The following is a 14,405-nucleotide window of genomic DNA, read 5'->3' on the forward strand; positions in this document are numbered from 1 at the left end:
CATTCCTGTAACTTGCTGGCAACGTCCTTCAGAACATTCCAGCAACTCATCAGCATGTGGCGGAAAGAGGATTTCCCCTCAGTTGATGAGGCAGTTCCGCGTCCGGTTTGATTTGCAGGATCGCTCTGCAAAAATCATTCTGGATACGCCTCAAAGCTGCCTCGCTGTCTGCCTCGAAGCGCAGCACGATTACCGGCATGGTATTGGATGAGCGCGCGAGGCCGAAACCATCTTCATATTCGACTCGCATTCCATCGATAGTAATGATGCGCTCAGCCCCGTCAAAGCGGGCTGTTTTCTGCAGTTGCGCGATAATCGCGTAGTTTTCCCCTTCCTTCAACCTGATCTGTAACTCTGGCGTGCTAACCGCGTCCGGAATCGAGTTGAATGCAGCATCAATATCCACCCTGGAACTGAGCAGCTCCAGCAAACGGGCTGCGGCATAGAGCCCGTCGTCGAAGCCATACCAGCGCTCCTTGAAAAAGATATGGCCACTCATTTCCCCCGCCAGCAGCGCCCCGGTTTCCTTCAGTTTACCCTTGATGAAGGAGTGACCGGTTTTCCACATGATCGGCTCGCCTCCGTGCTGCACGATCCAGGGCGCCAGATTACGCGTACATTTCACATCGAAAATGATCCGGCCACCCGGATTCCGCGACAACACGTCGGCTGCAAACAGCATCAATTGCCGATCCGGATAAATGATCGTTCCACTTTTGGTAACTACGCCCACGCGGTCACCATCTCCATCGAAGGCCAGCCCTATCTCGGCATCAGTCGTTTCAAGCGCTTGCACCACATCCCGCAGATTCTCCGGTACCGAAGGATCCGGATGATGATTGGGAAAATTGCCGTCGACCTCGCAAAACAACTCCGTTACGTCGCATCCGAGCCTGCGGTACAACTCCGGAGCGTATAAACCGGGTATCCCATTGCCACAATCGACGATAATCTTCATGGGCCGCCCCAGCTTTATGTCTGCGGTTATGCGTCGGAGATATCCTTCCGCAATGTCCTGCTTGTGGTAGCTTCCATTGCCGTGAGCAAGGTCTTCATTTTCGATGCGCGCACGCAAGGCCTGTATTGATTCCGCAGCAAGCGTTTCTCCCCCCAGTACCATTTTAAAGCCGTTGTATTCCGGCGGATTATGGCTTCCGGTTACCATCACGCCGGAATAACCGGACAACTCATGCGCCGCGTAGTAGAGCATCGGGGTCGCGACAGCACCGACATCGATTACGTTGACGCCGCTTTTTTGCAGACCCCTGGCCAGGGCTTGCACCAACTCGGGACCCGACAACCTTCCGTCGCGCCCTATGGTGATGGCGGCAAGTCCGCGCGCACGCCCCTCAGAGCCGATGGCGTGACCAATCGCTTCGGCACCTTCAACGGTCAGTGTTTTTCCGAAAATCCCTCGAATGTCATAGGCTTTGAAGATTTCTGGTGGAAGTTGACGCATGGATGATGGGTGGACAGTAGATGAATTTCAGCTGTATCAATGGTATCTTCAGTGGCAGGATTCGCACTGTTTACGACTGTGCTGCTCGTATTTCGTATTTGGGCTTTAAGGTATATTCAGGTCAATGGTGGCCTGCAACTGCGCCGCCCTTGAGTACATAATGTGTACCACAGTAGGGACACAGCGCTTCCCCTGTATCTTCTATGGGCAGAAAAACCCGGGGATGCGAATTCCATAACAGCATGGAAGGCGTGGGACAATGAAGCGGCAGATCATCGGACGTCACCTCGATCTGGCGCTGGGTGTTGGCGGCAAGCTTCTGCATCAGATTTTCCTAAGACGTATCTCTTAAATGGATCGATGAGGATATAAAGTTTTATCAGACATAGGTGAGCCAGTCGGCATGTTTGCCATTTCCCCTGGCGCATTCAAAAAAGAGGGCCTGGAGTTTTTCCGTGACAGGGCCGCGCCTGCCGCTGCCTATCGTGCGGTTATCCAGCTCCCTGATCGGGGTTACCTCGGCTGCGGTACCGGTAAAAAAGGCTTCATCCGCGCAATAGACTTCATCTCGGGTGATGCGCTTCTCGATAACCGGAATGCCGATTTCTCCGGCGAGCTCTATGAGAGACGCGCGTGTAATGCCTTCCAGACAGGAAGTCATGTCAGGGGTATACAATTTGCCCTGCTTCACGATGAATATGTTTTCACCCGCTCCTTCTGCAACATAGCCGTCCACGTCTAGAAGCAGCGCCTCGTCATAGCCGTCGTGCGCTACTTCCTGATGCGCCAGGATGGAATTTGCATAAGTCGTGACTGATTTGGCGCGGCACATATTGACATTCACATGATGCCGCGTAAATGACGATGTCTTGACACGGATACCTTTTTCGAGACCATCAAGGCCGAGATACGTGCCCCACGACCAGGCTGCAATAGCCACATGCACGGAAAGCGTTTTGGCTGAGATGCCCATCGCTTCCGAACCGTAAAATACGATGGGACGGATATAGCCCGACTTGAGATTGTTCTGCCTTACGACATCGCACTGCGCCTGCATCAATGTAGCCCTGTCATAGGGCATCTTCATCATGAAGATGTGCGCGGAATTGAATAAACGATCGGTGTGTTCTTTCAGACGGAAAATTGCAGGTCCACGGGGGGTTTCGTAGGCGCGCAATCCTTCGAATACCCCCATCCCGTAGTGCAGGGTGTGGGTGAGTACATGGGTGGTAGCCTCACGCCACGGAATCATCTTTCCATCACTCCAGATTACACCGTCGCGGTCAGCCATTGACATTCACAGACTCCGGAGAGAATTTAAGTTTGTATATTCTAACGTATTTCCTGATCCTCTGGATTCCCTTTCGAGAGAAGGGATGCAGGAAAACGGACTGTTTGCACCGGACTTGCAACCGTTCCACATACCTATCCCGGCTCGTCCGTTAGTACCCGGCTTATTCTGGAATTGCTATCAAAGGGAATTTATCCTGAATGCCGACGGGGATAGATCCGGTTTCGCAACAAACGTGAAGACCAGAATTTACTGCTGACAGACAGCTTAATTAATGGCAGGCGGTTTTTAGGATTAAGTGCCATCCCAGCGATTTGCCGATAGAGTATAAGCCCGTTACCGTTATAGGCAAATACGATTGCAGATGGTCTGAGAGTGTTTGGGCCACTTGCAGGAACAGTCAGCTATAAAAATAAGTCACTGAAACAAACCTCCTCGCTAAGAGGGGGTTTGTTTGAAATGATGCTAGAGCTGGTTAAACGCGGGTCTCTTGCGATAGGCAATCAAACCAAGCAGGCTAAGGCCCCCCAGCATCAAGGCATAAGATGACGGCTCGGGAATGGCTGCTGCCATGGTCGGTTCCGCGTAAACGAAATCATCGGTGACGGCAAGATCAGTACCGCCAGCAAGATTTTCACCGCCAAACGACTGAAAATGGGTGCCATCGAAGTTGAACAGGGTGTTTGTCCCCACAGCCAGCTTCACGTCCGTCACCACCGGCTGATCGAACAGCACGCCGAGGAACTGCGGTTCACCGCTGGTACCCGTGGGCACATTAAAGGTGCCGAGGCTGACCTCGTGTCCACTGCTGTCATGACCGAAGTATTCGATGCTGCTGCTGCCAGCTTTTTCTACATCGACGAAGATGGCACCGAAACCACGTGTCCCGGCTGCTGTCGCCGTGCCGGGAATGGTGAAGCTTTGGCCGATGAAGCGGTCGTCGAACTGGTATGGAGTGTCATCCTGCATGACGAAGGTATTGTTGGGACTGAAGGCAGGAAACTGCCCCGCCGTGGCGGGGTTAACACTGGCAAAGCCATCTCCGCTTACCGCATAGGGATCCTCGAATAATGCGCCCTAGGCGCGGAAACGATCAACTGGGAGAATGACTGTATGACCGCTGTCAACCACTTGAGTGTTCGGATTCACGTCTGTACCGTCAAGCCTGACTCCATCCCAACTGATTTCGCGGCGACCGCTCATTTCGGGCGCACCGGTATTCTTGGCGCCTCCGATTGCGGCGCGAAAAGCGTCAAGAGCGGTAGTTACGTTGGCGCCCGATCCGCTGTACACCACGGGGGCGGCGGACCACGCGGAGGGACTGCAAAGAATGGCGGTAGCAAACGTTGCTCCGGCGAGTATTTTGACTGAGTGCATGTAAACCTCCCTTTTCTCCCCTCTTTCTTAAAAGATTTAATAGGCTTTACGGACCTATAACCAAAGAAAACGTCGAATTTTTTCAGGACTTTTTAGAGGTATAGCACTTCGTACCCAAACCGCAAGAGACAATTGCTCCATTGGTTAAAGAAATATTTCCAGCGCGTGCGCATTCATCTCATCGAACTGCTGAATATGATGGAGGTGTACCCTGAATCCAGGGAGGACTAAACCGCGGATGCGCCGAAGACTTCGCTCCACAAGCCGGAAACTGCCGCGATTTCATTCTCAAAATAATCTGCTTCAACGCGTGCAAATTTTTGCGATTTGCCGTTCGCGAAAGACGAACCAGCGAGGTCGGAGTAACCGCTCAATCTCAGCCAGTGTTGCGTCCGCCGAAATTCCCGGTAGGCATTAAGGGCCGGTTCTGCGACTTCATTCCTGATCAACCCCAGCTTTGCCGCCAGCTTCAACAATGCGATATTACCGATATTGCCGGTCAACTCCTTGTGATGGCAGGCATATCCAAGGACCAGGTATTGCACGATGAACTCGACGTCGATAAGGCCCCCACGGTCATGCTTGATATCGAACAACCCGCTGTTATTGGGGTGAGCGTCGAGCATTTTTTGCCGCATTACCAATACTTCCCGTTTCAGATCCGGCAATTCCCGCGGGTGACGCAGCACTTCCCTGCGAATATGCTCGAATGCCTCCCCTACCTGTGCATCTCCGGCCACGAATCGCGCTCGAGTCAACGCCTGATGCTCCCAGACCCACGCATGGTGATGCTGATATTCAGCAAATGCCTGAATCGAACTCACCAGAAGGCCGCTGCTACCGTTGGGGCGCAAACGCAGGTCTGTCTGGTAGAGCAATCCCGCTGAAGTGTAACTGGTGAGCCATGAGTTGATACGCTGGCTCAGCCGGGCATAGCTTTCTGGAGCGTCGGCATGGGGATCGTCATAGAGAAAAATGATATCGAGGTCGGAGGCATAACCAAGTTCCTTGCCGCCGAGCTTGCCATAGCCGATGATGGCAAAAGCAGGTATATCTCTATGCCTCCTCCTCAACCCCGACCAGGCGAGGTGCAATACGGTATCGAGCAACAAGTCGGCAAGATCTGAAAGATGATCACTCAAGGTCTCAAGTGGCAGCAATCCTTCCACATCCCGCGCCAGCAACTGAAATACCTGGGCATGGTGGAAATGCCGCAATATATCCATTTGCTGTTCGACATCGGTGCCGCCGGAACCCTCCGCATCCTGCAATTGGCGCATCAGCCTTTCCCCGGCACGAGACCAATCGAGCGGATCTCGAAACTGTCCCGGGAGCAGTTCGTCCAGCAGGATCGGATGCCTGTTCAAGTATTCACTGGCCCAGTGACTTGCGCTGACGAGCTTGGCTACCCGTCCCAACGCGTGGGGATGCTCGCGCAGGAGGGCCAGATAAGCCGAGCGCCTGCTGACGGTTTCCAGCAACTGCATCAGTCGTTCCAGCGTGAGGTCTGCGGAAGGAAACCTTGCAGCCACTTCGATCAGGGCAGGAACAAGCGCATCGATGCGTTTTTTGCTCGTTTGCGGCAGTTGCCTGTAGCGGGTGCCCGAGCGAAATTCCTCCACACACTCAAGAACTTTCTCCGGATTGGAAAATCCCAGTTTAGTGAGTTGCGTCTGCGCGCCTTCGGCTTGAACGCCGTCTTCTCCAGCCTTCCACAGGTCGGCAAGCGCATTGGAGGCCTCAGAAGTACGCGGCGTCGCGAAGATAGCCTCAAAATGTCGCGTTATATTCGAGCGATGGTCGTTGAGCTTCTTCAAAAATCCGTCATAGGATGCAAAACCCATCGAAGCTGCAATCAGCGACTGATCCGGGGAGCTTTCAGGCAGAACGTGGGTCTGTTGATCGTCAAGATACTGCAGGCGATGCTCAAGGTTGCGTAAAAAAGTGTATGCCTCTACCAGTTCTGCCACCGTTTCCCCCGATAACTGTTGTTTTTCCCCCAGCAAGTTCAGTACAGCAAGCGTGGGCCGGATGCGGAAATCCGGATCGCGTCCGCCCCGGATCAGCTGGAATACCTGGGCAATGAACTCGATTTCGCGGATACCGCCCGACCCAAGTTTGATATTTCCGTACATTTCCCGGCGCTGAACCTCCCGGCGGATCTGGGCGTGAAGTGCGCGCATGGATTCGTAGGCGCCGAAGTCCAGGTATTTGCGAAACACGAAGGGTTGCGTGATCTGCTCTACAGGGACTGGTTTTTCTTCACCCGGACCTGCTACGACACGGCCTTTGATCCACGCATAACGCTCCCATTCCCGTCCCTGGGTGATCAGATATTCTTCCAGCATGGCAAAGCTCATCGTCAGCGGCCCGCTTTCCCCATACGGCCGCAACCGCATATCCACCCGGAAAACGAAACCGTCTGCGGTAATGTCATTAAGACTTGTAATCAGTTTTCGTCCCAGGCGAACGAAAAAATCCTGATTGGAAATTGACCGGTGTCCATCGGTCTCGCCATCTTCCGGATATACGAAAACAAGATCCACGTCAGAAGAAACATTGAGTTCGCCACCGCCAAGCTTTCCCATCCCGATGACCAGCATCTGCTGAACCCGGCTATCGGCGCTTTTCGGTTGACCGTAACGCCCTGGCTCAGCTAGCCAGGCGTACAAGCGCTCCAGCGCGAAACCGATGGTAAGCTCCGCCAGAACTGTCATGGATGACATCACCTCGGCCAGATCAGCCAGTCCTGCCAGGTCCCGCGACGCTACCCGCAGCAGCACCTGTTTGCGCAAGCCGCGCAGGACCGCGTGCAGTCCTTCCTCATCATTTATTCCTTGAGCGGATGCCTGCAGAAATGCCTGCATTTCCTCTCGCATGAAAGGTCGCTGCAGGTTTTGCTCCAGCTCAGCCAGCAGGCCGGGGTCGCTTGCCACCTGACCTTGGACGTAACGGCTCAGCGGCAGGATAGATTGCACTATTTCTCTGGCGGGACTATGGGAAAGCATGATTGAATTCGGGTTAAAATAAAATGGGAGGATAATGAGTGGAGTAGATAATTCCTGCATAACCTATGCCGCAGCTTCTATTGAAGGATTGAACAAAGAACCTGTTGCTGCATCTAATCCGCTTTGTCACGTCTTCCCTCGGCATTCACCTCCGGATCAGATTCCTTTGAGTATGATTTAACGAATAATCATCAGGGGTCCGAATGTTCCTGAGTCCTTCCCCAAGTACCCGTATCGGAACAATTTATTGAACCTGTCAGCAATTTCATTTTTTGTGCTACGGAGCTTCCTGTTCCGGCTTTCCATGTGGGTGCTGATTGCAGTTGCAGCCGTCTTTTCGGTTCTGCTGTTGTCTCTCCGCTATTGGCTGTTGCCGAATATCGAACAGTACCGTGAAAACATCGCTTCCGCCATCAGCCATGCTTCCGGCCAATATGTAATGCTGGGCGAGGTCAGCGCGAACTGGGACGGGTTCCGGCCTCACATGATGTTGCGTGATGTGCGCGTGCATGATAACGAGGGTGTCACCTTGCTGCTGAATCGCCTTGAAGGCACGTTTTCATGGCGTTCGATATTGCATGGCGAATTGCTTTTTCGTGAAATCGCAATCGATCAGCCTGATTTGATCGTACGTCGAGACGCTGCCGGCGTCATTCATGTCGCCGGATTCGCACTGAAGCAGGAATTTGCCGGAAGTGAAGATGGCTTTTTCGACTGGCTCCTCAACCAGAGGCAAGTCATCATAAACAATGCCAATATCCTCTGGCAGGATGATCAGCGCGCTGCCCCGCAGCTGGAACTGCTGGTCAACCTGCGCCTCGAGAACCGGGGCAGACATCATCGCTTCGGCATCAGTGCCGTACCCCCCGCGCGGCTTGCCGCCCATCTCGATATGCGTGGGGATTTCAAGGGAGAGTCACTCGCAAATCCCGGATTATGGCGGGGCCGGCTTTTCATGCAGATAACCCGTGCCGATATAGCAGCCTGGCGTGCCTGGCTGCCCTTCCCCGAGGAAATAAAGTTGAATCAGGGTGTTGGCGCGCTGCGTATCTGGGCGGGTATCGACGGAGCAGATATGAACAAAGTTACGGCAGACATGCGCCTGCAGAATGTAAAGGCGCGGCTCGCGCCGACTCTGCCGGAATTGAACCTGACCAGGCTGGCAGGCAGGGTCGGGTGGCACAAGATAGATGATAAAGGCAGCAACGGCAGTCAACTTTTCGCACGTCGGCTCACCGCTGCGTTTTATGGCAAACCGCCCTTGCCTTTGCTGGATTTTTCGTTGCAGCAGCTTCACCACGATGCCGGCAAACCGGATAGCAACACATTGAGCGTCCAGAACCTGAGACTGGATAAACTGGAGGAGTTGACGAAATACCTGCCGATGAGCGAGCCGCTTCGGACTAAAATCCGCGCTGTTTCCCCCCGCGGCAAACTGCATTCGATGTTGATAAAATGGACGGGCGAATGGCCGACACCCTCTTCTTTCCATGCCACGGGGAGATTTACCAGACTGGGAATGAAAAGGTCCGATAGCATGCCTGCCTTTACTGGTGTCAGCGGGAATATTGACATTACCGAACAGGGGGGCACGCTGAATCTGGATTCCCAAAACACCGTGCTGCAACCGCCGGATACACCTGTTGAACCGATAACGCTGAATATACTTACGGGACAGATAAGATGGAACCTGACCAGCAACGGTTCAAAGTCGATAAAGTTCAGCAATATCTCCTTCTCCAGTGCATATGCAGCCGGGTCAGCCTATGGAAATTACCAGACAGTGCCTGGCAGCCCGGGTATCCTCGACTTGACAACTCATCTCACCCGCGCTGACGCGCCTTCTCTGCTGCGTCTCCTGCCCGGGAAAGGGAGAGAGTATTTTCCTGACTGGCTGGGAGAATCCATTGTTGCAGGGAATATTTCGAATGCTCGGCTTCACCTCAAGGGGAATCTGGCTCGACCTCCCTCCGTCTCAAGCAATCCCGGCGTCTTCGAATTTGCCGCAAAGATATCGGGCATGCTGCTCGATCACCTCCCCGGCTGGCCCCGGATAGAGAATCTCGCAGGCAACGTACGTCTTAACGATAATCGCATGGAGATCAATGTTTCCAAAGGGGACATCCTTGGAGCGCGCCTGGGGAACGCAAGACTGATCATTCCTGACATGACTGCCGCCGAGGCGAGGCTCAAAACCGAACTGGAAGCGAGCGGCGCCACCCATCAGTTTCTGGCATTCGCTGCCGCAAAAACCCCAGGCACTTACGACAACTGGCTGGTGGACAATACCCATATTTCTGGCGACGGGAGATTGCTGCTCAAACTTGATATTCCTTTGCGCGGGTCAGGGGAAATCAAACTGTGGGGCAACTACCGATTCATGAACAACCGGATCGATCCGGGTCCACATATTCCCGAGCTGGAGCAATTGAACGGCGCACTGACCTTTACCGGTTCTGAAATAAGAACGGAAAACCTGAGTGGCCGTCTTCTCGGCGGTCCCGTGCTGATCACTTCCTCTGATATGCCAGGCGGTGGCATACGTTTTTCCGCTATCGGCAAGGTCAATTTCGACAACCTGAATGAAGCCTCCCAAGCCAGCACGTCACGCAGCGCCCCTTTCTGGACTCGGCACGTACATGGCAGCAGCGATTGGCAAGCAGCGGTGCTCGTAGACAACCGGTCCACGAATGTGATCGTTGAATCATCCTTAAAGGGAATTTCATCGGATCTGCCCGAGCCGTTGTCGAAGGCCGCGCATGATGCAATACCAGTGAAATTCGAAAGAAAGGCAACAGGTATACAGAGCGAGGAACTGCACCTGAGCTATGGCGAGCGCATCAAGGCAAAGATCAGGCGCGACCGGGACGATGCCGGTCATTTTTACATGGAGCGCGGTTCCGTCGTTTTCGGTCCCTCAACCGTTTTTCCTCCTGAAGAGCCCGGTATCGTGATAAAGGGTGCATTGCCCGTATTGAATCTCGACCGCTGGCGCCTTTTGCTCAAGCAGCTCGAAATCCAATCTGCCGCCCCTTCCAGTTTGAGCGGCTTAAACCTCTATATAGGATCGCTTGGCTTTCTAGGCAGGCAGTTCGATGATGTCAGGCTGGATGCTGACAGAAAAGACGGTCTGTGGTATTGCATGATTGCAAGCGAGGAGGTCAATGGAGGCATCACCTGGAACCCATCCGGCACCGGCAAGATAGTGGCGCGCCTGAACAGGCTGATCATTCCTGCAATTTCTCCTTCCGGGCCAGGTACTGTATCCAGGAGCGGCCAACAGGAAAAGGATCTGCCGGCGCTCGATGTAATCGCGGACGACTTTGTCTTTGGCGAGAAACAACTGGGTAAGCTGGAACTGGTTGCAAATCAGGAAGAACGGAACTGGTACATCGACAAACTGCACATTGTCAATCCGGACAGTTCGATAACAATGCGAGGTCTATGGAAAAGCCGGACTGCAACTCCGCAGACGCAGGCTACGGTCATGCTGAAAGCAGATGACATTGGCAAATTCCTGGAACGATTCGACCTTCCTGATCGCATAACCAGTGGAAGCGGCACGCTTGAGGGCATCCTGTCCTGGCAGGGGGATCCCTTGTCGATAGATTACTCCACCTTGTCCGGCAGGTTTAAGCTTGACGCAAGACGCGGACAGTTTCCCGGGTTTGAGCCAGGAATCGGCAGGCTCTTTGGCATTTTCAATCTCCGCTCGCTGCCGCGGCGGATCACGTTGGACTTTCGCGATGTGTTCAGTAAAGGTTTCGGATTTGACGACATTTCCGGCAGCATAAATATCGCGAGTGGCATTGCATCGACGGATGAGCTTAAAATCAACGGGCCGGCTGCAAGGGTTACCATGAATGGACAGATGAATCTCGAAGCGGAAACGCAAAAACTTCACATCAGGGTTACCCCTTCCTATGGACTTGCGTCTCCCGTAGTCGGGATGGCATCGGTAATTGCAAGCACAGCCATGAAACAAACCTCTGCTCCATCGAGGGACTACAACATTACCGGCACCTGGGCAGATCCTGTCGTAACCCGGATAGGGCAACCCCCCCCGGAACTGGCTGGACCTCAACCATGACCCGAGTCTCCTTACGCGAGGTCTGCCGGCAACGGTCGCATTGACTGACCATGCCCGTTATATGACGCTCGCCAAACTAGCGCCTGCATTAAATCCAGTACATAGGAGCCCCAAGGCGGCCTGGGACAATGTCGAACGTGGTATCAGCCACAATACTTTATAAAGACAATCTTTTAAGTTACTCTGTATTCCCCGCTGCCTGGAAAATACACTTCAAATATGCAAGACTCCGTAGCCTGTAACTCGCTTCCTCCTGAAACAGCCCCCAGGGGGCCGATACGTGTTGCCGCCATTCAAATGGCGGCAGGTCCAAATATCTACGCCAATCTGGAAGAAGCCGGGCGGCTTCTGGATATAGCTGCATCACGCGGCGCGAAGCTGGCGGCGCTCCCCGAGTATTTCTGTCTGATGGGAATGGAAGATGCTGATAGAGTAGCGGCACGTGAGCAGGATAATCAGGGGCCGATACAGGAATTCCTGGGCAATACTGCCAGGCGTCTCGGCCTCTGGCTCGTAGGCGGCTCGGTGCCCCTGGTTTCTTCCCGCCCTGACAAGGTACGAAACAGTTGCCTGGTATACAACGACAATGGTGAGCAGGTCGCACGGTACGACAAAATACATTTGTTCGGTCTGGAGCTGGGGACTGAACGCTATGCCGAAGAAGAAACCATTGAGGCAGGCCAGGGTGTCGTTGCCCTGGAATCCCCCTTTGGCCGCATCGGCCTTTCCATCTGCTACGATATCCGCTTTCCCGAGCTTTACCGTTCCATGGGGCGGGTAGACATTATCTTCGCCCCGGCAGCTTTCACCGCCACCACGGGCAAGGCGCACTGGGAAACCTTGATCCGCGCTCGAGCCATCGAAAATCTGGCATACGTCGTTGCGCCTGCCCAGGGGGGATACCATATCAATGGGCGGGAAACCCACGGGGACAGCATGATAGTCGATCCCTGGGGCGTGGTGCTGGACCGCCTCCCGCGCGGACCCGGGGTCGTCATCGCGGATATTGATCCGGAATACCAGGCGAGCTTGCGCAGCAGCCTGCCCGCCTTGAATCACCGCACACTGCGTCACTGCTGAATTCCATTGAACCTTGTTCTCCTTCTCCACCACTAACTACCATGATTACAGAACAGACTATCCAGGTTAACGATCTTTTCGCGACGGCCCACAGTTGTCTGCTTGCACCTCATGAATTGGATGCACCCGGCTTGCAGAACGTGTTCGGCCAGATGCTTGCGCACCGCATCGATTATGCCGACCTGTATTTTCAGTATAGCCGGGCTGAAGGCTGGGCTCTGGAAGAAGGCATAGTCAAATCCGGCAGCTTTAATATCGATCAGGGTGTGGGTGTACGGGCAGTCAGCGGAGACAAGACCGCTTTTGCGTATTCGGACGACATCAGCATGCCTGCGCTGGTGTCCGCCGCACAGGCCACACGGGCCATCGCTCGCCATGGCGTCACACAATCGGTGCAGGCCGTCAAGCGCAGCAAGGGGCGCGAGCTTTATCTGCCGGAGGATCCGATTGCCAGCCTTAAGGATACGGACAAGGTGGCTTTGCTCGAAAAGCTCGAGAGTTATGCACGGGCGCTGGACAAACGTGTTATCCAGGTCATGGCCTCCCTCTCAGGGGAATACGAAGTGGTTCTCGTTGCCCGCAGTGATGGTCTTCTGGCAGCCGATGTGCGCCCGCTTGTACGTCTCTCACTGCAGGTTATCGCCGAGGAAAACGGCAATCGTGAGCAAGGAGTTGCGGGAGGAGGAGGACGATTCGACTATGCATACTTCACGGACGAAGTGCTGCGCGACTATGCTGCAAAAGCGGTTCACCAGGCGGTCGTCAACCTGCATGCAAAACCGGCGCCTGCGGGGACCATGACGGTGGTGCTCGGCGCGGGCTGGCCGGGCATACTGTTGCATGAGGCCATCGGCCACGGGCTGGAAGGAGACTTCAACCGCAAGGGGAGTTCCGCATTTGCGGGTCGAATCGGCGAACGCGTGGCTGCACCGGGAGTGACGGTGGTGGATGACGGCACTATTGCACGCCGACGGGGCTCGCTCAATGTCGATGATGAAGGAAATCCCACGCAGTGCACAGTGCTGATCGAAAACGGAATACTCAAGGGTTATTTGCAGGACAGCCTGAATGCACGGCTGATGAACGTTCCCGTTACTGGAAATGCAAGACGTGAATCGTTTGCGCACATTCCCATGCCGCGCATGACGAATACGTATATGCTGAATGGGGACAAAACCCCGGAAGAAATCATCGCTTCCGTGAAACACGGGTTATATGCGGTCAATTTCGGCGGGGGACAGGTGGATATCACCAGCGGGAAATTCGTATTTTCGGCTGCGGAAGCCTACATGATCGAAAACGGAAAAATTTCGTATCCGGTGAAAGGCGCTACCCTGATCGGCAACGGTCCCGATATACTCACCCGCGTTTCGATGATCGGTAACGATCTGTCGCTTGATCCCGGTGTGGGCACTTGTGGCAAGGAAGGCCAGAGCGTGCCGGTAGGCGTGGGTCAGCCAACCCTTCGCATAGATGGGCTGACAGTGGGAGGAACGGCATAGCCTCAATGCCTGATCCAGATACGCCTCAGTTCCAGGCCTGATCCAGGGCGACCCTGGAGTTGCGGCTTTGGCCGCGGTCCCAACCGCAGCCTCCGCCCCATAATACGTTCGATCCTGTCAGGTATTCTCACTGCTCGATCTTCGCGATCCGGGTACCCGCAAGCCGGTCATGCAGGAACAATCCATCCCGATCGAATAACCCCCACAATATCCCGCAGCCGAACAAAAAGATGCCGATGACGGCAAACAGATAGCGTGCGAGCGCCTGCTTCAGATTAAGGGGACCTCCGTCGGCGCGGATTACACGCAGCTTCCAGGTTTGCATGGGCAATGTTTGTCCACCGTGGGTCCAGAACCAGATGAAATAAATACCTGCGACCACGAGCAGGTAAAGCTGGAATGCGGGCCGGAAAAAAACGGAACTGGTATCCCGGAAGAGAAGATGAAAAACGAAACTGGCGATAAACAGAACCGCAACCAGAATCAGCGATTCATACAGCATACTCAGTAATCTCCGCCCCAGTCCCGGCGCGGAAATTTTCATGGTGTCGGGAAGTCCATCAGGAAGGCTTTCGTATTGGTTTTATTGCAGTGCAGT

10 protein-coding genes are annotated in these 14,405 nt (G+C 54.3%); 3 read left to right on the forward strand and 7 right to left on the reverse strand.

Features of this window, described 5'->3' with window-relative positions:
* Positions 1-49: 49 nt before the first annotated feature.
* The 6 genes from AC52W5_RS10245 to glnE all read right to left on the reverse strand — a co-directional run bounded on the left by AC52W5_RS10245 (position 50) and on the right by glnE (position 7,135).
* Complete coding sequence (locus tag AC52W5_RS10245) at positions 50-1,459, reverse strand: phosphomannomutase/phosphoglucomutase (protein ID WP_495670927.1); 1,410 nt, start codon at positions 1,457-1,459, stop codon at positions 50-52.
* A gap of 121 nt (positions 1,460-1,580) precedes the next feature.
* Positions 1,581-1,784: a zinc-finger domain-containing protein gene (locus AC52W5_RS10250; protein WP_133669024.1), complete on the reverse strand. Its 204-nt coding sequence runs from the start codon at positions 1,782-1,784 to the stop codon at positions 1,581-1,583.
* Positions 1,785-1,838: 54 nt separating this feature from the next.
* Positions 1,839-2,756, reverse strand: coding sequence for a branched-chain amino acid transaminase (locus tag AC52W5_RS10255; RefSeq protein WP_495670928.1), 918 nt, complete (start codon positions 2,754-2,756; stop codon positions 1,839-1,841).
* A gap of 459 nt (positions 2,757-3,215) precedes the next feature.
* Positions 3,216-3,719 (reverse strand): PEP-CTERM sorting domain-containing protein, encoded by a 504-nt coding sequence (locus tag AC52W5_RS10260; protein ID WP_495670929.1) that lies wholly within the window; start codon positions 3,717-3,719, stop codon positions 3,216-3,218.
* Between the two features lie 108 nt (positions 3,720-3,827).
* The gene (locus tag AC52W5_RS10265) at positions 3,828-4,127 is read right to left on the reverse strand and encodes a hypothetical protein (RefSeq protein WP_495670930.1); all 300 of its coding nucleotides are present in this window, start codon (positions 4,125-4,127) and stop codon (positions 3,828-3,830) included.
* Positions 4,128-4,354: 227 nt separating this feature from the next.
* Positions 4,355-7,135, reverse strand: coding sequence for a bifunctional [glutamate--ammonia ligase]-adenylyl-L-tyrosine phosphorylase/[glutamate--ammonia-ligase] adenylyltransferase (gene glnE / locus AC52W5_RS10270; RefSeq protein WP_495670931.1), 2,781 nt, complete (start codon positions 7,133-7,135; stop codon positions 4,355-4,357).
* A 247-nt stretch (positions 7,136-7,382) separates the two neighbouring features.
* Here glnE and AC52W5_RS10275 point away from each other — a divergent pair, with 247 nt between their 5' ends.
* The 3 genes from AC52W5_RS10275 to tldD all read left to right on the forward strand — a co-directional run bounded on the left by AC52W5_RS10275 (position 7,383) and on the right by tldD (position 13,807).
* Complete coding sequence (locus tag AC52W5_RS10275; RefSeq protein ID WP_495670932.1) at positions 7,383-11,225, forward strand: YhdP family protein; 3,843 nt, start codon at positions 7,383-7,385, stop codon at positions 11,223-11,225.
* A gap of 219 nt (positions 11,226-11,444) precedes the next feature.
* The gene (locus tag AC52W5_RS10280; protein WP_495670933.1) at positions 11,445-12,305 is read left to right on the forward strand and encodes a carbon-nitrogen hydrolase family protein; all 861 of its coding nucleotides are present in this window, start codon (positions 11,445-11,447) and stop codon (positions 12,303-12,305) included.
* Positions 12,306-12,346: 41 nt separating this feature from the next.
* Positions 12,347-13,807: a metalloprotease TldD gene (gene tldD / locus AC52W5_RS10285; RefSeq protein WP_107762124.1), complete on the forward strand. Its 1,461-nt coding sequence runs from the start codon at positions 12,347-12,349 to the stop codon at positions 13,805-13,807.
* Positions 13,808-13,934: 127 nt separating this feature from the next.
* Here the strand turns inward: tldD and AC52W5_RS10290 are convergent, their stop codons facing one another.
* A complete protein-coding gene (locus AC52W5_RS10290) occupies positions 13,935-14,351 on the reverse strand; it encodes an RDD family protein (protein ID WP_495670934.1) in 417 nt (138 codons plus the stop codon).
* Positions 14,352-14,405 lie beyond the last annotated feature (54 nt).

Source organism: Nitrosospira sp. CT, assembly GCF_059489795.1.

Coding starts and splice junctions, on each gene's coding strand:
- AC52W5_RS10265 (WP_495670930.1), bottom strand. CDS start 4,127: ATGCACTCAGTCAAAATACTCGCCGGAGCAACGTTTGCTACCGCCATT.
- AC52W5_RS10245 (WP_495670927.1), bottom strand. CDS start 1,459: ATGCGTCAACTTCCACCAGAAATCTTCAAAGCCTATGACATTCGAGGG.
- glnE (WP_495670931.1), bottom strand. CDS start 7,135: ATGCTTTCCCATAGTCCCGCCAGAGAAATAGTGCAATCTATCCTGCCG.
- AC52W5_RS10250 (WP_133669024.1), bottom strand. CDS start 1,784: ATGCAGAAGCTTGCCGCCAACACCCAGCGCCAGATCGAGGTGACGTCC.
- AC52W5_RS10290 (WP_495670934.1), bottom strand. CDS start 14,351: ATGAAAATTTCCGCGCCGGGACTGGGGCGGAGATTACTGAGTATGCTG.
- AC52W5_RS10260 (WP_495670929.1), bottom strand. CDS start 3,719: ATGCAGGATGACACTCCATACCAGTTCGACGACCGCTTCATCGGCCAA.
- AC52W5_RS10280 (WP_495670933.1), top strand. CDS start 11,445: ATGCAAGACTCCGTAGCCTGTAACTCGCTTCCTCCTGAAACAGCCCCC.
- AC52W5_RS10255 (WP_495670928.1), bottom strand. CDS start 2,756: ATGTCAATGGCTGACCGCGACGGTGTAATCTGGAGTGATGGAAAGATG.
- tldD (WP_107762124.1), top strand. CDS start 12,347: ATGATTACAGAACAGACTATCCAGGTTAACGATCTTTTCGCGACGGCC.